Raw genomic sequence first — 18363 nt, 5'->3', positions numbered from 1 at the left:
GCCCTGCCTACTTGTAGGTCGACAGCAGGATGCTGGTCTCGGTGGCGCTGATGCCGTCGATCAGCCGGATCCGGTCGAGCGCGCGATCGAAAGCCTCGAGCGTCTCGGCGCGCAGCTCGGCGATGATGTCCCAGCGGCCGTTGGTGGTGTGCAGCGCCTGCACGTGGGGCTCGCCGCGCAGCGCCTGCAGCACGGCGCGGGTCTTGTTGCCTTCGACCGCGACCGTCATCCAGGCGCGGATGCGGTGCGCCTCGGCCTCGGGCCGCAGGCGCACGGTGTAGCCGACGATCACCCCTTCCTGTTCCAGTTTGTCGATACGGTTCTGCACGGTCGCGCGCGACACCCGCAGCGCTTGCGCCAATGCCGTCACCGGGGTGCGCGCGTTGTCGCGCAGGAGGGCAATCAGTTGCTGGTCGGTGGCATCCATGGGCGGTAAGTGCGGGTCGGGGGCGGGCTGGGGCGATTGGCAAAACGACAGCGGAACCTGGCGTTTTGAACAATGGTAGGCGCAAAGCGGGCAGTTTGCTGGCTTTTGGCTAACGCGGGCTTGCACCAGAATTCAATCGACGGATGGATTTCCCAAACGGAAGCCCGTCGCCCCGCCATGCAACCAGGAGCCGCCGTGATCCAGACCCCGACCATCCTGCTAGTCGAGCCGACCTTCTACGACGTGTCCTACAGCATCAATCCGTGGATGGACCCGGCCGCCTGGGCGCGCGATCCGCACGGCATGCACCGCAATGCGATGCAGTCGTTCCAGGCGTTGCGCGACGCGCTCGGCCGCGCGGGCTTCGCCGTGGAGGTGGCGCCCGGCGCGCCCGGGCTGCCGGACATGGTGTTCCCGGCCAATGCCGCCGTGGTGCTCGACGGGCGCGCCTTGCTGGCGCGCTTCCGCTATCCGCAGCGCCGCGGCGAGGAAGCGCCGTTCGCCGACATCTTCGGCAAGCTGTGCGCGCGGGGGCTGCTCGACGAAGTCGCGCTGCTGCCGGAAGGCTGCTACCAGGAAGGCGCCGGCGACTGTATCTGGGACGCGGGCCGCGGGCATTTCTGGGCCGGGTTCGGGCCGCGTTCTTCGCACGAGGCGGCGCTGGCGGTGTCGCGCTATTTCGGCAAGGACGTGGTGCCACTGGAGCTGGCCACCGAGCAGAGCTACCACCTCGACGTGTGCTTCTGCCCGCTGTCGGGCGGCGAGGTGCTGTACTACCCGCCGGCGTTCAGCACAGCGGCGCTGCGCGAGCTGCGCGCGCGCGTGCCGGCGCGGCTGCGCATCGAGGCCAGCGCCGACGACCTGCGCCATTTCAGCGTCAATGCCGTCAACCTCGACGACCAGGTGGTGATGACCCGCACCACGCCGCATCTGCGCACCGAACTTGGACGGCGCGGCTACCAGCTGCATGAGGTCGACCTGTCGCCGTACATGCTGTCGGGCGGCGGCGCCTATTGCATGACCCTGCGGCTGGACCGCAGCAGCGGACGCGGCCTCGCCGCGGCGGCCGCCTGAGCGCAGGGCAGGGCAGGAACAGCCAGGGAGAGGGTCATGAAGAACACCGTCCGAACATTGTTTCTCGACGCGGCCGAGGTCGCCCGGCTGGTGGCCGCGATCGGCCCGCAGGCCGCCATCGTCGACCTGGCCGCGCAGGTGCGCCAGGCGTTCGCGCGCTGGGCCGATTTCGACAAGTCCGCGCGGCTGGCCAGCCATTCGGCGCGCGGCGTGATCGAGCTGATGCCGGTCAGCGACGGCAGCCAGTATGCGTTCAAGTACGTCAACGGCCATCCGCGCAATGCGCAGCACGGCATGCCGACGGTAATGGCGTGCGGCCTGCTGGCCGAGGTCGAAACCGGCTTCCCGCTGATGCTGGCGGACCTGACGCTGGCCACCGCGCTGCGCACCGCGGCCACCTCGGCGCTGGCGGCGCGCGCCATGGCGCGGCCGGGCGCGGCCACCATGGCGCTGATCGGCAATGGTGCGCAGGCGGAATTCCAAGTGCTGGCCTTCCACGCGATGCTGGGCGTGCGCGAGATCGCCGCCTATGACATCGACCCCGCCGCCACCGCGCGGCTGATGCGCAATCTTGCCGCCGTGCCCGGCCTTGCCATCCGGCGCGCCGATTCGGTCGGGGCCGCGCTGGCCGGCGCCGACATCGTCTCGACCGTCACCGCCGACAAGACCCGCGCGACCATCCTGACGCCCGACATGGTGCGGCCCGGCATGCACCTGAACGCGGTCGGCGGCGATTGCCCGGGCAAGACCGAGCTGCATGCCGAGATCCTGCGCCGCGCGCGCATCGTGGTGGAGTACGAACCGCAGACCCGCATCGAGGGCGAGATCCAGCAGCTGCCTGCCGACGCGCCCGTGACCGAGTTGTGGCAGGTGCTGGCCGGCCATGCGCCCGGCCGCGCCGCGGCGGACGAGGTGACCGTGTTTGATTCGGTGGGATTTGCGCTGGAAGACTATGCCGCGCTGCGCTGGCTCTACGCCGCGGCGCAGGCGCACCGTGCCGGCACGGCGGTGGAACTGGTGGCGATGCCGCCCGACCCGCGCAACCTGTACGGCTGGATGCTGGCGCAGGCCGACGGCGGCGGCGCCGGGCGGCCACTGCCACGGCCGGCGGCCGTGGCCTGAAGCGTGACCTGAGGCTTCAGGCGGCGCGGCCCATCATCAGCTGCGCCCGCAGGAAGCCCTTGACCTCTTCGAGCGAGGGCGTCTTCAGGAACACCATGATGCCCCAGTGCTGGAGCGCATCGGCCACGCCGTCATAGGCCTGGCGGTTGGTGATCACTGCGAAGATCACGTGCTGGCTGGCAAAGAAGTTCTGCAGCTTCTCGACCGTGGCCGACTCGGCGTCGTTGAGCTCGTCGACGTAGTACAGCACCACGCGCGGATGCTCGCTGACCGAGGTGATGACGGTGTCGAGCACATCGTCGACCACCACGCTCTTGAGCGGCAGCCCCCATTTGCCGAGCTGGCTGTGGATGCGCTGTGCCTCCTGGTGGTTGGGGTGGAACACCACCAGGTCCAGCCCGTGCGGCGATGCCGACTCGGGCCCGATGCGCGTCGCCAGCAGGCGATGCACGGTTTCCTTGTGGATGCGCCGGTGGCCGCCGTTGGTCTTCCAGGCCCCGAGTTCGCCGCGCTCGACCATCTTCTGGACCGTGCCCAGTGAGACGTTGAGCAGTTTTGCCGCTGTACGCGTGCTGTAGTAAGGCTTTTCAGCCAGTGCCGGATCAAGTTTCATCCCATCACCCGTAGTCCATATGGCAGTCGCGCCGTCATGGCGCACGCGGCCCCTGGCACTGGCGCCGCGCGATTGTCACTGCCAACAGTTGACTGACCCTGTGTGCCCGGCCCGCTCCCCCGCCGGCCAGGCTGCTTTTTGTGGTTGTTTTGATCTTTTCTGCATTTCCAGCAAGCGCAGCGCGATCCCAATGTATGGGATGTCTTCATGCCGGATTTGCTGGAAGCTAATAATATGCCGCAAACGACAAAGTATCTGTAGGAAAAAACATAAATCTGCGGGGCTTTTGTTTCTTAACGCACATTGAGTGCATTGTGATGACAACAGGGTTGTCAGTGCAGACCTGCCAGCGTCGTCATGGTTCCCATGACTGCAATGTTTGCAGCGCGTGCTGAATTCAGCGGGCGCTTCACAGTTCCACGTAACGTTTCCGCGCAAACGGTTCCGATTCCCGGTACCGCTTCAAACACCGCGTTACCGCCAGTTTCACAATCCGTACTTGCGCACCTTGTCGAACAGCGTGGTCTTGGCCACGCCCAGCGCTTCGCTGGCGCGGCTCAGGTTGCCATCGTGGCGGCGCATGGCGTCGGCAATCAGCGCGCGCTCGAACTGCTCGACGGCTTGCGCCAGCGGCATGGCCTCGGGCGCGGTGGCGCCCTGGCCGGGGTTGCAGCCCAGCCCCAGCACGTGGCGCTCGGCCAGGTTGCGCAGCTCGCGCACATTGCCCGGCCACGGGTAGGCCACCAGCGCCGACAGTTCCGCCGGCGTGGCCGGCACCGCATCGCGCTCGAAGCGCAACGCGGCCTGCGCGACGAAATGTTCAAACAACGCCGGCACGTCCTCGCGCCGTTCGCGCAGCGGCGGCAGCTCCAGCGTGATCACGTTGAGGCGGTAGTACAGGTCGGCGCGGAACTGGCCGGCATCGGACAGCGCGCGCAGGTCGGCCTTGGTGGCGGCCACCACGCGGGTATTGACCGGCACCGGCTGGTTCGAGCCCAGGCGCTCCACCACGCGTTCCTGCAGCACCCGCAGCAGCTTGATCTGCAGCGGCATCGGCATGCTCTCGATCTCGTCGAGAAACAGCGTGCCGCCTTCGGCATGCTCGATCTTGCCGATGCGGCGGCGCGCGGCGCCGGTGAAGGAGCCGGCCTCGTGGCCGAAGATCTCGCTTTCGAACAGCTGCTCGGGCAGGCCGCCGCAGTTGATCGCGACAAAGTTGCGCGCGTGGCGCTGGCTGGCCTCGTGCAGGCAGCGCGCGACCAGTTCCTTGCCGGTGCCGGTCTCGCCGTGGATCAGCACGTTGGCGTCGGTGCCGGCCAGGTCCGCGATCAGGCGCCGCAGCCGTTCGACCGCGGGCGAATGGCCGATCAGCCGGGTCTCGAGTTTCTCGCGGCCGGCCAGCCGTTCTCGCAGTTCTGATACTTCGAGCGCGAGCCGGCGCTGTTCGAGCGCGCGGCGGGTGGCGTCGACCAGCTGCTCGGGCGAGAACGGTTTTTCCAGGAAGTCGTAGGCGCCTTGCTTCATCGCCTGCACCGCCAGTCCCACATCGCCGTGGCCGGTGATCATGATCACCGGCAGCGCGGGGTCGCGCGCGCGCAATTGCGCCAGCAGCGCCATGCCGTCCTGGCCGGGCAGGCGGATGTCGCTGACCACCACGCCGGCGTAGCCCGGGCCGGCCTCGCGCAGCGCGGCTTCGGCGCTGCCCACGCCGCGCGTGGCAATGCCCTCCAGGCGCAGCGCCTGCTCGCAACCCAAGCGCACGTCGGCATCGTCTTCGACGACCAGTACGTTCAGCTCAGCCGGCATGTTCGGCATCCTGTGAATTCGATTCCGGCGCCAGCGGCAGCACCAGCGTGAAGCAGGCGCCGCCGTCCGGATGGTTGGTGGCGGACAGGCTGCCGCCGTTCTCGTTGAGGATGCCGGCCGACAGCGTCAGGCCCAGCCCCAGCCCCTGGCCCGCGGGCTTGGTGGTGAAGAACGGCTCGAACAGCCGCGCGAAGGCTTCCTCGGACAGGCCGGCGCCGTTGTCGCGCACGGTCAGGTGGACCATGCCCCCGGCCACGTGCGCATGCAGCGCGATGCGCGGCTCGGGCCTGCCGGCGACCGCGTCGAGCGCATTGCCGAGCAGGTTGACCAGCACCTGTTCCAGCCGGTTGGGGTCGCACACCACCGCCAGGGCCGGGTCGACATCGCGCTGCAGCGCCGGCTGCACGGCGTCGACGCGGGTTTGCAGCAGGAACAGCGCGTTGTCCACCGCCTCGGCCAGCCTGGCCTGGCGCCTGCCGTTGCCGGGCTTGCGCGCGAACGACTTGAGCGCGCCGGTGATGCGGCCCATGCGCTCGACCAGGCCGATGATGGTGTCGAGGTTGGCGCGCACCGTGGCGTAGTCGCCGCGCTCGAGGAACTTGCCGGTATTGCCGGAGATGGTGCGCAGCGCCGCCAGCGGCTGGTTCAGCTCGTGCGCGATGCCGGTCGACATCTGCCCCACCGCGGCCAGCTTGCCGGCCTGCAGCAGCCCGTCCTGGGCCTGGCGCAGCACGGTCTCGGCGCGGATGCGTTCGGTGACCTCGGCCTGCAGGCGCTGGTTGGTGGTGGACAGGTCGGCGGTGCGCTCGGCCACCTTGCGCTCGAGTTCGCTGTTGGCCGCCTCCAGCGCCGCGCGCGCCGCCAGGCGCTCGTTGATGATGCGCCGGCGCACGTTCCAGGCGGCGCCCAGCAGCAGCACGAAGGCGGTCAGCACGCCGGCCAGCGCCGCGGTGTTGAGCGCGGCCACGCGCGCCTGCGAGGTATTGGTCAGCAGCGTCAGCTGCCAGTCGGTGCCGGGCAGCGCGGCATGCTGGGCCAGCATCGGCGGGCCGCGGCGCAGGCGCACCAGCTCGTCGCTGCTGCTGCCATTGCCGTGGTCGACCTTGCGCACCAGGGTCAGCGGCAACTGCGGCAGCGGGGCGCGGTTGTACTGCAGGCTGCGCGCCAGGCGCTCGCGTGCGTCGGTCGACAGCGGGCGCAGCGCGGCCAGCTTCCACGACGGGTCCGAGGCCAGGATCACCACGCCGTTCTCGTCGGTCAGCAGCATCTGGCTGTCGGCACCCTGCCAGCGGTTTTCCAGCGGCTCCAGGCCGATCTTGACCACCGCCACGCCGACCGGGTTGTCGCGCTCGCCCAAGGGCGCCGACAGGTAGTAGCCGGACTCGCTGCGCGTGGTGCCGACACCGTAGAAGCGGCCCAGCTGGCCCTCCATGGCCGCGCGGAAATACGGGCGGAAGCTCAGGTCTTCGCCGAGGTAGCTGTCCGGGCGCTGCCAGTTGCTGGTGGCCAGCACCTTGCCATGCGCATCCAGCACATAGATCACGCGCGTGCCGGCGCGGGTGTTGAGGGCGCTCAGGTATTCGTTGGCGCGCGCGGTGCGCGCGGCGTCGTCGGGCCGCAGCAGCAGCGCGGCGATGCGCTCGTCCAGCGACAGCAGGCCGGGCACGTAGTCGTAATGGGCCAGCTCGCTTTCCAGCGCCTGCGTGTACAGCCGCAGCTGCACCTGGCCGCGTTCCGCCTGGCGCGCCAGCGCGGTGTCGTAGGTGTAGCGGTAGCCGAGCGCGCCGGCCAGGCCCACCAGCACGGCGAGCGCCAGCAGCGCCAGCAGCGGCGCGGCGCCGCGCAGGCCGTGGGGCAGGCGCGCGCCGTGGGCCGAGGCAGCCGAAGTCCCGGAGGCGGCAGGGCTGGCGGTGGTGGCGCTGGGGGTATCGCCGGGAGGGTGTAGCGGGCCGGTCATCAGGTGTTGGGCGAGGCAGGTGGCAAAGCCGCCGCGCCGGCAATGGGCGGCAGCCGGGCGCGGGAGCCTACTTTTACCACACCAACGGGGGGTGCCGGCCGCCGCAATGCAAAAAGGCCCGGTTGCCTGTTCGGCAACCGGGCCCTGGCACGCCTGGCGGACGGTGTTACTTGGCCGCCAGGACCTGGGCAGGTGCCAGGCCGGTGGTGGTATCCGCGGCGGGTTCATCCTCCTCGGACGGTACCGGCGCGCCGATGGCGCCTTCGCTTTTGGCGACGACGGCGGTGGCAATCGCATTGCCGAGCACATTGGTCACGGTGCGACCCATGTCGAGTACGTGGTCGATGCCCAGCACCAGCAGGATGCCGGCCTCGGGCAGGCCGAACATCGGCAGCACCGCGGCGACCACCACCAGCGAGGCACGCGGCACGCCGGCGATGCCCTTGCTGGTGACCAGCAGCACCAGCAGCATGGTGATCTGCTGGCTCAGCGACAGCTCGATGCCGTACACCTGGGCCACGAACAGCGCGGCGAACGAGGTGTACATGATCGAGCCGTCCAGGTTGAACGAGTAGCCCAGCGGCAGCACGAAGTTGGTGATGCGCTCCTTGACGCCGAAGCGGGTCAGCTGGTCGATCACCTTGGGATAGGCCGATTCGCTGCTGGCGGTGGCAAAGCCGATCATCAGCGGCGCGCGCATGCCCTTGAGCAGGCGGAACACGTCGCGGCCCAGGAAGCAGTAGCCGCCGCCGATCAGCGCTACCCACAGCAGCGCCAGCGCCAGGTACAGGCTGCCCAGCAGCTTGGCGTAGACCACCAGCACGCCCAAGCCCTGCGCGGTGATCACGGCCGCGATCGCGCCGAACACGCCCACCGGGGCGAACGCCATCACGTAGTTGGTGACCTTCAGCATCACGTCGGCCAGGCCCTCGATGCCTTGCAGCACCGGCTTGCCGACGCCGTCCTTGACGGTGCCCAGCGCAAAGCCGAAGAACAGCGAGAACACCACGATCTGCAGGATCTCGTTGTGCGCCATGGCCTCGACGAAGCTCTTGGGGAACATGTGCGCGATAAAGTCGCGCAGGTTCAGCGCCCCGGTCTTCAGGTTCGAGGTGGCGTCCGCCGCGGGCAGCGCCAGGTTCATGCCGTGGCCGGGCTGCAGCAGGTTGGCCATGACCAGGCCGAGCAGCAGCGAGGTGACCGAGGCGCCGATGAACCACATCATCGCCTTCATGCCGATGCGGCCGACGGCGCGGCCGTCGCCCATGCTGGCGATGCCGGCCACCAGCGTGGCGAACACCAGCGGGCCGATGATCATCTTGATCATCCGCAGGAAGATGTCGGTCAGGATCGACAGGTGGTTCGCAATCGATTTGGCGGTGGCGGCATCCGGCGCCAGGTTGTGCGCGGCGGTGCCGGCCAGCACGCCTAGCAGCATCGCAATGAAGATCAGGGTGGGCAGTCGATTCAGTTTCATCGTGGATCAGGCCTGTGCGACCGTTCCCGCTGGCGGGACGGACGACTGTGTATTGCAGGAAGGCTGGGCGACGTCGGGGCGCCGGGCCGGCCGTGTCAGGTTCAGCGCGGCAACAGGTGCCGGAGGTGCGCCGGGATGGCGACGGGGGTGGGCAAGGCGGGGTCGGTCATGGGTGTGTCCTCCTTTGTTTTTTGGCATCGGCCGGGATGCTGGCAGCGTGCCGGCGTACCTGTCTGGCGCTGTGAGCGGCGGCCTATATTGCACGCGCCGTGCCAGCGCGAAGGTGCCGCCGGCACTATGCAAGCTGTTGAATACAAAGGGGAAAATGATGTGATGCCGGCGCACGGTTCGGGAAACCGGATGCGTGGGCGGAAACCTCGTTCGGGAAACCGAACGGGGTTCTAGGTGTAAACCCGGGGGTTTGGGCGGGTGGAGAGGGGTGAGGGCGGGGTGGGTCGGCGGCTGAGGTTTTGGGTTTAAAACCGGGGGCCTTGCTGAGGTGGTGCCTTGCCAGACCGCCCCTCACCCCGGCCCTCTCCCCGTGAGGGGAGAGGGAGTACACCGTCGGTGCGTTGGCGATGATGCAAATTTAGCCGCCGAGCAAGCGGTAGCACAGCCTTGCCGCCACCCGCGCGCCGCAGCCGTCGCGGTCGTACGCCGGATTGAACTCGGCAAGGTCCGCCACGCGCAGCTTGCCGCTGTCGCGCAGCAGCGTGGCGATGGCTTCGACCACGGCCAGGGGCACGCCATAGGCGGCCGGGGCCGAGACGCCGGGCATGACCGCGGCGGGCAGCACGTCGAGGTCGATGCTCAGGTAGACGTGGTCGGCATCGGCGACCCAGCGCTCCAGTTCGGCCAGGCGCGCGTCGAGATGGCGCTCCTGCATCTCGGTGTCCTCGACATGGCGCACGCCCAGCGCGTGCGCGCGCGCAAACAGCGCGGCGGTGTTGGCGAGCCGGCTGACGCCCAGGCAGGCGTAGTCGAACGGCAGGCCGCGCTGGCGGCAGTCGGCGGAGATCTGGTCGAAGGGCGTGCCGGAGCTGGCGGGGCGGCTGCCGCGCAGGTCGAAGTGCGCGTCGAGGTTGACGATCAGCACGCGGCCGCGGTCGCCGCGCGCGTCCAGATGCATGCGCAGGCCTTGCCACGTGCCCCAGGCCACTTCATGGCCGCCGCCCAGCACCAGCGGCCAGGCACCGACCGCCAGTTCGGCGGCCACCGCCTGCGCCAGCCGCTGCTGCGCGGACTCCAGCGCATCGCCTGCGCAGTGGATGTCGCCGCCGTCGATCAGGCGGCCGATGCCGTGCGCCGGCACGCCGGCGAGCGCGCGGCGCAGTTCACGCGGGCCGCCGGCGGCACCGGGCCGGCCCTGGTTGCGCACCACGCCGGCGTCGCAGCAAAAGCCCAGCAGCACCGGCACGCCGGGCGTGCGCGGCGTGGCGGGGCCGGCGACGACATCGAACAGGCGCCGGGTGTCGCCGGCCTCGCCGATGTCGCGGCGGCCGCGCCAGACCGTATCGTCGCGGGTGAGGGCGGTCGCGTCCGTTACCGGCGCGAGCTCTGCCAGGTCGCTCATTTTAGCCGCCGCCCCAGCGTTTCAGGCACCATCAGCAGGCCGAGCAGCGACACCAGGCCGCAGCCGATCACGTACAGCGCCGGAGCGTTGACGTCGCCGGTGGCCTGGATCAGCTGGGTCGAGAAGTATTGCGCAAAGCCGCCGAAGATGGCGATGGCCACGCAATAGGCGATCGACAGGCCGGTGGCGCGCAGGCGCCTGGGCAGCACCTCGCTGACCAGCACCATCGACGCCGGCGCGGTCATCGACATCGGCACCGACAGGCACGCCACCACCACCAGCAGCCGCGCCAGCGAGGGCTCGGCGTTGATCAGCACGAAGGCCGGGTAGACCATCGCCAGCAGCGCCACGCGCGACCACAGCACCACGGGCTTGCGGCCGACGCGGTCGGCCAGCCAGCCGGCGAACGGCGACAGCACCACCTGCACCGCGGCGGCGATGCAGCCGGCCCAGATGCCCAGCGACAGCGGCATCTTCAGCACGCTGACGGCGTAGTTGCTGAGGTAATAGACGACGATATAGGTGGAAGAGGCCAGGCCGATCATCAGCAGGATGCTGGCAAAGACCTCGCGCGCATACCGGCGCAGCAGCGGCCATTGCGCGGCGTGCTCGCCGTGGTGCGCGGGCGTGGCGGTCTCTTCCAGGCGGCGGCGGATCAGCAGGCCGACCGGGATCACCAGGATGCCGATCAGGAAGGCCAGGCGCCAGCCCCATGCTTCCAGCTCGGCGGGTGCCAGCAGGTTGCTCAGCACCAGGCCGGTAACGGCGCCCAACAGTGCGGCCAGGCCCTGGCTGAACGGCTGCCACGCGGTATAGAAGCCGCGCGTGCGGTCGTCGGCGTACTCCAGCAGCAGCGCGGTCGACGCGCCCATCTCGCCGCCGATGGCAAAGCCCTGCACCAGCCGCGCGACCACCACCATGACCGGCGCGAGGATGCCGATCTGCGCGTACGTCGGCGTTACCACGAAGATCAGCGAGCTCAGGCCCATCAGCCACAGCGTCAGCGCCACCGCCGGCTTGCGCCCGGCGCGGTCGGCGTACATGCCGATCAGCAGGCCGCCGAGCGGACGCATCAGGAAGCCGACGCCGAAGGTGGCGAACGACATCAGCAGCTGGCCGGTGGGGTTGTCGACGGGGAAGTACAGGCGGCCGATCAGCGTGGCAAAGAAGCTGTAGACCACGAAATCGTAGAACTCGAGGCCGTTGCCGATGGTGATGGCGGCAATGGCGCGCGTGCGCGACAGGGCTGGGGTGTGGGCGCCGGCCCGGGCGCCGGCGACACCATCGTAGGCGGGCACAGTGGTATCAGATGGCATGCGGTTGTCTCCTGTGAAATGCGTTGCTTGCTCCCCTCTCCCACGCCAGTGGGAGAGGGGCCGGGGGTGAGGGCAGGCGTCTCCATGGAGGAGGGGGTGTCGTCATTGCGAACGCCCGCCCTCACCCCCGCCCCTCTCCCGCAAGCGGGAGAGGGGAGCGAACACGGGGTTCTGACTTGAACTGAACGCTGCTCAGCCGCCCAGCATCGGCAGGTCCAGACCCTGCTCGCGCGCGCAGTCGACGGCGATCTGGTAGCCGGCGTCGGCATGGCGCATCACGCCGGTGGCGGGGTCGTTGTGCAGCACGCGGGCGATGCGCGCGGCGGCCTCGTCGGTGCCGTCGCAGACGATCACCACGCCGGAATGCTGCGAGAAGCCCATGCCGACGCCGCCGCCGTGGTGCAGCGAGACCCAGGTCGCGCCGCTGGCGGTGTTCAGCAGGGCGTTGAGCAGCGGCCAGTCAGAGACGGCATCCGAGCCGTCCTGCATCGCCTCGGTCTCGCGGTTGGGGCTGGCGACCGAACCCGAGTCCAGGTGGTCGCGGCCGATCACGACCGGCGCCGACAGCTCGCCGCTGCGGACCATCTCGTTGAACGCCAGGCCCAGCTTGGCGCGCAGGCCCAGGCCGACCCAGCAGATGCGCGCCGGCAGGCCCTGGAAGCTGATGCGCTCGCGCGCCATGTCGAGCCAGCGGTGCAGGTGCGCGTCGTCGGGGATCAGTTCCTTGACCTTGGCGTCGGTCTTGTAGATGTCCTGCGGATCGCCCGACAGCGCGGCCCAGCGGAACGGGCCGATGCCGCGGCAGAACAGCGGGCGGATATAGGCGGGCACGAAGCCGGGGAAGTCGAACGCATTGGCCACGCCTTCTTCCTTGGCCATCTGGCGGATGTTGTTGCCGTAGTCGAAGGTCGGCACGCCCAGCTTCTGGAAATCCAGCATGGCGCGCACGTGCGCGGCCATCGAGGCCTTGGCGGCCTTCACCACCACGGCCGGCTCGCGCTGCGCGCGCTCGCGGTATTCGTCCCAGCTCCAGCCGGCCGGCAGGTAGCCGTTGAGCGGGTCGTGCGCGCTGGTCTGGTCGGTCACCATGTCGGGGCGCACGCCGCGGCGCACCAGTTCGGGCAGCACTTCGGCGGCGTTGGCGCACAGCGCGATCGAGATCGCCTTGCCCTGCGAGGTGTAGCGGTCGATGCGGGCCAGCGCGTCGTCGAGGTCGGTGGCCTGCTCGTCGACATAGCGGGTCTTCAGGCGGAAATCGATGCGGCTCTGCTGGCATTCGATATTGAGCGAGCAGGCGCCGGCCAGCGTCGCCGCCAGCGGCTGCGCGCCGCCCATGCCGCCCAGGCCCGCGGTCAGCACCCAGCGGCCCTTCAGCTCGCCACCGTAGTGCTGGCGGCCGGCTTCGACGAAGGTTTCATACGTACCCTGCACGATGCCCTGGCTGCCGATGTAGATCCAGCTGCCGGCGGTCATCTGGCCGTACATGGCCAGGCCCTTGGCGTCGAGCTCGTTGAAGTGTTCCCAGTTGGCCCAGTGCGGCACCAGGTTGGAATTGGCGATCAGCACGCGCGGGGCGTCGCGGTGGGTGCGGAACACGCCGACCGGCTTGCCCGACTGCACCAGCAGGGTCTGGTCGTCTTCCAGCCGGGTCAGGGCCTCGACGATGCGGTCATAGCATTCCCAGTTACGCGCGGCGCGGCCGATGCCGCCGTAGACCACCAGTTCCTTCGGGTTCTCCGCCACCTCGGGGTCGAGGTTGTTCATCAGCATGCGCAGCGGCGCTTCGGTCAGCCAGCTCTTGGCTGTCAGCGCGGTGCCGCGCGGGGCGCGGATTTCGGTGTCGCGGAAGCGAGTAGGTTGGGTGGGGGTCTGGGTCACGGGAAACTCCTTCGGTCTGGCGGGTCTGGAACGCGCGCTTTGGTCAACGCATAGGCATGTATGTTCCTGTATATACAAGTACGTATGAATCGGGGTAATCCCGTAGGATGAGGGCGCGCGATGCGCCGCTTTCGTTACAAGCGGGGAAAAGGTTGCGGTTTCGGCACCGGGCCTAGGACGTGAACCGGCCTTCCAGGCGATGCAGCGACCCCGGATGCACCAGCCGCACCGACGTCACCACGCGTCCGGCGGACCAGGTGCGGCGGCGGATCAGCAGGCACGGCTCGCCGCGTTCGATGGCGAGCAGTTGGCACTCTTCCGGCAGCGCCAGCACGGCCTCGACCACATGCTCGCCCTCGGTCAGCGGGGCGATGCGCGACAGGTACTGGTAGGGAATTTCCTTGGTGAAGTCCTGCGCCAGGTAGTCCGGGGCGACCACGGCGTTGACATAGCGGTCCTCCAGCTGGATTGCCACGTCATCCTCGTAGTGGACGATCACCGAATGGAACACCCGCGCCTCCAGCGCGACCTCCAGCGCCGCGGCCTGCGCCGGACCGGCGCGCTCCGCCTCCAGGCTGACCACGCGGGCGCGATGGCGGTGTCCGCGCGCGGCGATGTCGTCGGCGATATTGTTGACCGCATACAGCGCGGTGCGCCGCTTGGGTTCGGCCACGAAGGTGCCGACGCCCTGCAGCCGCACCAGCATGCCTTCGGCGGTGAGCTCGCGCAGCGCGCGGTGCACGGTCATGCGGCTGACGCCAAGCGCTTCTACCAGCTCGGTCTCGGACGGTACGCGGTGATGGGGCGGCCAGCTGCCGTCAGCAATCCGGCTGCTGATGTGCTGCTTGACGCGCGCATAGAGCGGCGCCGGCATCGGGTCGGACACGAGCGACAACGGGTTCCCCTTGGATTCGGCCAGGCGGCCATGCGACAGGCGCCGAATGTATCACGGCACGGCGCACCCGCTACGAGGCCTGCGCGTTGCGCTGCGCGTGCCCGGCCAGGAACACGTCCAGCGCCACCGGCCGCCCGATCGCATAGCCCTGCGCGTAGTCCACGCCGATCGCGCGCAGCGCGTCGAGGGTGCGTTCGTCCTCGACCCATTCCGCCACCGTGCGCACGCCCAGGCGGTGCCCGATGTCGTTGATCGAGCTGACGATCTCGCGGTCGACCGCGTTGTCGGCCAGCTGCCGGATAAAGCTGCCGTCGATCTTGAGGTAGTCCACCGGGAACTGCTTCAGGTAGGCGAACGACGACAGGCCCGAGCCGAAGTCGTCCAGCGACACCGTGCAGCCGGCGCGCCGCATCTCCGCCACCAGGCGGTTGGCCGCGGCCATGTTGTTGATCAGCGCGGTTTCGGTGATTTCCAGCCGGATGCGGCTGGCGGGCAGGGCGCTGGCTTCGAGCTCGGCATGCAGGAACGGCAGCAGGAAGGGCTCGCCCAGCGAGTTGGCCGACAGGTTGATCGATACCGACAAGCCCGGCACCGCGCCCAGCCGTTCGCCGTAGCCGCGCAGCACGTTGCGGATCACCCAGCGGTCGACATGGCCCATCAGGTCGTAGCGCTCGGCGGCGGGAATGAAGGCGCCGGGCAGGATCAGCTCGCCGTGCTCGTCAACCATGCGCACCAGGATCTCGATATGGCGGTGGGCGCTGCCGTCCGCGTTCTGTTCCGGCTGCAGCGCGCGGATCTCCTGCGCGAACAGGCGGAAGCGGTTGGCCTCCAGCGCCGAGTGGATGCCGGCGGCCACTTCCAGCTCGCGGTGGTGGCGGCGCGCGTCGCTCTCGTCGCGGCGGTAGACCGAGACCCGGCTGCGCCCCGCGGCCTTGGCCGCGTAGCAGGCCACGTCGGCGCGGCTCATCAGTTCGCTGACCGGCGGCACGTCGAGGTCGATGGCGGCGATGCCGATGCTGGCGCCGACGTCGTACACGCGCCCCTCCCACGGGAAGCGGCGCCCGCGGATGGCGTCGATCACGCCCTGGCAGACCTGCTCGGCCTGGTCGACGGTGCAGTCCTTGAGCAGCAGCGCGAACTCGTCGCCGCCCAGGCGCGCCAGCACGTCGTCCGGGCGCACATGGTGGCGGATCAGGTAGCCGAGCTCGCGCAGCAGCACGTCGCCGGCGCCGTGGCCGGCGGTGTCGTTGACGATCTTGAAGCGGTCCAGGTCGATAAAGCACAGCGCCGCGCGATGGCCGTGCAGCCGCGCCGCCTCGCACGATTCGCGCAGGCGCTTCTCGAACCAGGTGCGGTTGGGCAGGCCGGTCAGCGCGTCGTGCATGGCCGAGCGCGCCAGCTCGCGCTGCAGCGCGCGCGCGGCGGTGATGTCCTGGAACACCAGCACCGCGCCCAGCACCTCGCCGCGCGCGGTCAGCACCGGCGCGGCCGAGTCCTGCACGTCGTGGCGTTCGCCGGTCAGGCTCTGCAGCACCGCGCCTTCCTGCAGGTAGGCCGGCGTGAGCGTGCGCAGGCAGGCCTCGACCGGGCTCGGGATCGGCTCGCCGGTGCTCTCGTCGACGATGCGGAAGACCCGTTCCAGCGGCAGCCCGGTGGCGCCGGCCATGGTCCAGCCGGTCAGCTGCTCCGCGATCGGGTTCATGAAGGTCACGTGCATGGCGGCGTCGGTGCAGATCACCGCATCGCCGATCGAGCGCAGCGTGATATGCAGGCGCTCCTTTTCCTCGAACAGCGCCTCGGTCAGGCGGCGCTGCTCGGTGATGTCCCAGTTGGTGCCCACCAGCGCGTGCGCAGTGCTGTCGGCGCCGCGGGTCACCATCGCCATGGCGCGCACGTGGCGCACCTCGCCGCCCGGGCGCACGATGCGGTATTCGGTGTCGAACGCCGCCTCGCCGCGGATGGCGCGGCGCATCTCGCCGCGCACGCGGCTGACATCTTCGGGATGCAGCAGCGCGATCCATTGCTCCGACAGCGGCGCGCCGCCGGTGGGATCGGTGCCGTGCAGCGCATGCATGCGCGCATCCCAGGTGATGCCGGCGCTGGCCAGGTCCCATTCCCAGATGCCGACGCCGCCGGCCTCGACGGCCAGCTGGATGCGCCGCGACAGCCGTTCCAGCTCTTGCTGTGCCAGCTTGCGCGCGTGGATGTCTTCCACCTGCGTGATGAAGTGCTGCGGCTCGCCGGTCTGCTCGTCGCGCACCAGCGAAACCGCCAGCAGTACCCAGCGGTAGTGGCCGTCCTTGTGGCGGTAGCGCTTTTCCAGGCGGTAGGCCTCGACCTTGCCGGACAACAGGTTGGCGACCTGGCGCAGGTCGCCGGTCAGGTCGTCCGGGTGGGTCAGCTGCTGGTAGCTCAGCTCGCGCAGCTCGGCCGCGCTGTAGCCCAGCAACTCGGTCATGGCGCGGTTGACGGTCTGCCAGCGGCCATCCATGTCGACCAGTGCCATGCCGATGGCCGAATGCTCCATGGCCTGGCGAAAGCGCTTGTCGCTGCTGCGCAGGCTGGCGCGGCCGTGCCGGTTCTGCTCGGCCAGGTAGGCGATGCAGACCGGCAGCACCATGATCACCGCGGCCGACAGCGGCACCGCTTCATGGCGATGCGACAGCAGCATCAGCGCCTGCAGGCACAGCGTCGCCACCAGCGCCAGCAGCGCGGTGGCAAACGGATTGCCGGCCAGCGCCAGCAGCACCAGCGGCAGCGACATCGCCGCGAACGGGTCGTGCCCCTGCCACTGCGCCAGCGCGCCGATGGCCAGGCTCAGCGCCAGCGCGCCCGCCTGCGGCGCCAGCATCGGCCGCGCGGCGGCAGCGCGCACGCGCACCGCGGTCATCGACAGCATCAGCGGCAGCAGCAGCGCCATGCCGAGCGCGCTGGCCTGCCACCAGGTCCACCACACCGGCGCGAAGCGGCTGCCCTTGACCGCGGCGATGGCCGCTGCGCCGGCGCTGGCGCCCACCATCGGCGCCAGGATGCCGCCGACCGCCAGCATCACCGCGAATGCGGCCAGCGGGCCGTGGCGTCCGGTCACGCCATGCCGGTCCAGCAGCCGCAACAGCAGCAGCGCGGACAGCATCTCGGCCAGGTTGGCGCCGGTCAGCATCAGCGCGGTGCCGACGCTGTCGCCGGCGCCGTGGTTGGCCAGCACGCTGGCCACCAGCATGCCGGCCAGCAGCCACGGCCCCTCCCCACGGGGCCGGTTCAGCAGCAGGCCCAGCCCGAACGCGTTGGGCAGCCACACCGCGGCCACGGTGCCGGGCAGCCGCGCCAGCCACAGCGCCGCCGCCGCCAGCACGAAGTAGCAGGCGCCGGCCAGCAGCAAGGGCAGCCAGCGGCGCGGCGCGGCGGAAGGGGCTGGGGCGGCCGGAAGGCTCGGCGGGGCCGTGTCGGGCGTCATGGAGCAGAACGGTGCAAAGGCGGTGCGATGGGGTTCGGGAAGGAGGCGGCATGACCGGCGCGCCCGGCGGCATGCCCCCGAAACGCCCGGACAGACTGCCGCCCAGCGTAGGGGCAATGTAGCGAGGATAAGCGCACGGCCATCGGCAGGACAGGGGGCAGGTTGGGGGTTACTTGCCTCTGGTGTTGGGGGCGATTTTTTGGTAGGCGCGGCAAGCGCGGGGTTCCTCGATGCCGGTATCCGCGCCGATAACCTCCCCGGTAATCGCGCCGCTGCGCCCCCGCGCCGATCATGCGGCCATGGCCTGACGCAGGCCTCCCAGACCCTGACCACCCCAACCCAAGGAGAAAGCCATGTCCGCTGCCACCCAGTCCCCCCAGGCTGAACACGCTGCCACGCTCGCCGACCGCTACCTCGCCGCCTGGAACGAGACCGATGCCGCGCGCCGGCGCGAGCTGATCGCGGCGGCGTGGACGGAAACGGCGAGCTATGTGGATCCGCTGATGCGGGGCGATGGCCATGCCGGCATCGACGCGATGATCGCCGCGGTGCAGGCGAAGTTTCCCGGTTTCCGCTTCACCCGCGTCAGCCCGGTCGATGCGCACGGCGAACACCTGCGCTTTACCTGGGAGCTGGGCCCCGCCGGCGAGGAGGCGCTGGTGGTCGGCACCGACTTTGCCACCGTGTCGGCCGATGGCCGGCTGGCGCGCATGACCGGCTTCATCGACCGGGCCCCGGCCGGGCTTGCCTGAGCGCGGCGGGCGCTGCCCT

Annotated in this window: 13 protein-coding genes; 3 read left to right on the top strand and 10 right to left on the bottom strand. The window is 69.8% G+C overall.

Going from position 1 to position 18363, the window contains the following annotated elements; all coding sequences use genetic code 11:
• Window positions 1-7: 7 nt before the first annotated feature.
• Window positions 8-427, bottom strand: coding sequence for an Lrp/AsnC family transcriptional regulator (locus tag LIN44_RS14375; protein WP_227312645.1), 420 nt, complete (start codon window positions 425-427; stop codon window positions 8-10).
• Between the two features lie 195 nt (window positions 428-622).
• On the opposite strand from LIN44_RS14375, the gene LIN44_RS14370 reads away from it, so the two are divergent.
• Both LIN44_RS14370 and LIN44_RS14365 read left to right on the top strand, forming a co-directional pair.
• Window positions 623-1501, top strand: coding sequence for a dimethylarginine dimethylaminohydrolase family protein (locus tag LIN44_RS14370; RefSeq protein ID WP_227312644.1), 879 nt, complete (start codon window positions 623-625; stop codon window positions 1499-1501).
• Window positions 1502-1537: 36 nt separating this feature from the next.
• Window positions 1538-2623 carry an ornithine cyclodeaminase gene (locus tag LIN44_RS14365; RefSeq protein WP_227312643.1) on the top strand — a complete coding sequence of 362 codons (1086 nt, stop codon included), beginning with the start codon at window positions 1538-1540 and terminating at the stop codon, window positions 2621-2623.
• Window positions 2624-2639: 16 nt separating this feature from the next.
• On the opposite strand, the gene LIN44_RS14360 is transcribed toward LIN44_RS14365, so the two are convergent.
• The 9 genes from LIN44_RS14360 to LIN44_RS14320 form a co-directional block, all read right to left on the bottom strand.
• Window positions 2640-3236: a helix-turn-helix domain-containing protein gene (locus LIN44_RS14360; protein WP_092308012.1), complete on the bottom strand. Its 597-nt coding sequence runs from the start codon at window positions 3234-3236 to the stop codon at window positions 2640-2642.
• Between the two features lie 486 nt (window positions 3237-3722).
• Window positions 3723-5042: a sigma-54 dependent transcriptional regulator gene (locus LIN44_RS14355; protein WP_227312642.1), complete on the bottom strand. Its 1320-nt coding sequence runs from the start codon at window positions 5040-5042 to the stop codon at window positions 3723-3725.
• Window positions 5032-6999: an ATP-binding protein gene (locus tag LIN44_RS14350; RefSeq protein WP_227312641.1), complete on the bottom strand. Its 1968-nt coding sequence runs from the start codon at window positions 6997-6999 to the stop codon at window positions 5032-5034. Before LIN44_RS14350 ends, LIN44_RS14355 begins: the two co-directional genes overlap by 11 nt.
• 166 nt (window positions 7000-7165) lie before the next feature.
• A complete protein-coding gene (locus LIN44_RS14345; RefSeq protein WP_227312640.1) occupies window positions 7166-8476 on the bottom strand; it encodes a dicarboxylate/amino acid:cation symporter in 1311 nt (436 codons plus the stop codon).
• Window positions 8477-9065: 589 nt separating this feature from the next.
• On the bottom strand, window positions 9066-10049 hold the full coding sequence (gene hutG, locus LIN44_RS14340) for a formimidoylglutamase (protein ID WP_227312639.1): 984 nt from the start codon (window positions 10047-10049) through the stop codon (window positions 9066-9068).
• Window positions 10046-11365, bottom strand: coding sequence for an MFS transporter (locus tag LIN44_RS14335; RefSeq protein ID WP_227312638.1), 1320 nt, complete (start codon window positions 11363-11365; stop codon window positions 10046-10048). Before LIN44_RS14335 ends, hutG begins: the two co-directional genes overlap by 4 nt.
• A 192-nt stretch (window positions 11366-11557) precedes the next feature.
• Window positions 11558-13243: a urocanate hydratase gene (gene hutU, locus LIN44_RS14330; RefSeq protein ID WP_227312637.1), complete on the bottom strand. Its 1686-nt coding sequence runs from the start codon at window positions 13241-13243 to the stop codon at window positions 11558-11560.
• 172 nt (window positions 13244-13415) lie between these two features.
• A complete protein-coding gene (gene hutC, locus LIN44_RS14325; protein WP_370641653.1) occupies window positions 13416-14117 on the bottom strand; it encodes a histidine utilization repressor in 702 nt (233 codons plus the stop codon).
• Window positions 14118-14208: 91 nt separating this feature from the next.
• On the bottom strand, window positions 14209-17592 hold the full coding sequence (locus LIN44_RS14320) for a diguanylate cyclase (protein ID WP_227312635.1): 3384 nt from the start codon (window positions 17590-17592) through the stop codon (window positions 14209-14211).
• Window positions 17593-17945: 353 nt separating this feature from the next.
• Between LIN44_RS14320 and LIN44_RS14315 the strand changes: the two genes are divergently transcribed.
• Window positions 17946-18344: a nuclear transport factor 2 family protein gene (locus LIN44_RS14315; protein ID WP_227312634.1), complete on the top strand. Its 399-nt coding sequence runs from the start codon at window positions 17946-17948 to the stop codon at window positions 18342-18344.
• Window positions 18345-18363 lie beyond the last annotated feature (19 nt).

It is taken from the genome of Cupriavidus sp. MP-37, assembly GCF_020618415.1.
In the GTDB taxonomy this organism is placed as follows: domain Bacteria; phylum Pseudomonadota; class Gammaproteobacteria; order Burkholderiales; family Burkholderiaceae; genus Cupriavidus.
This window is presented reverse-complemented; position numbering and strand designations above follow the sequence as displayed.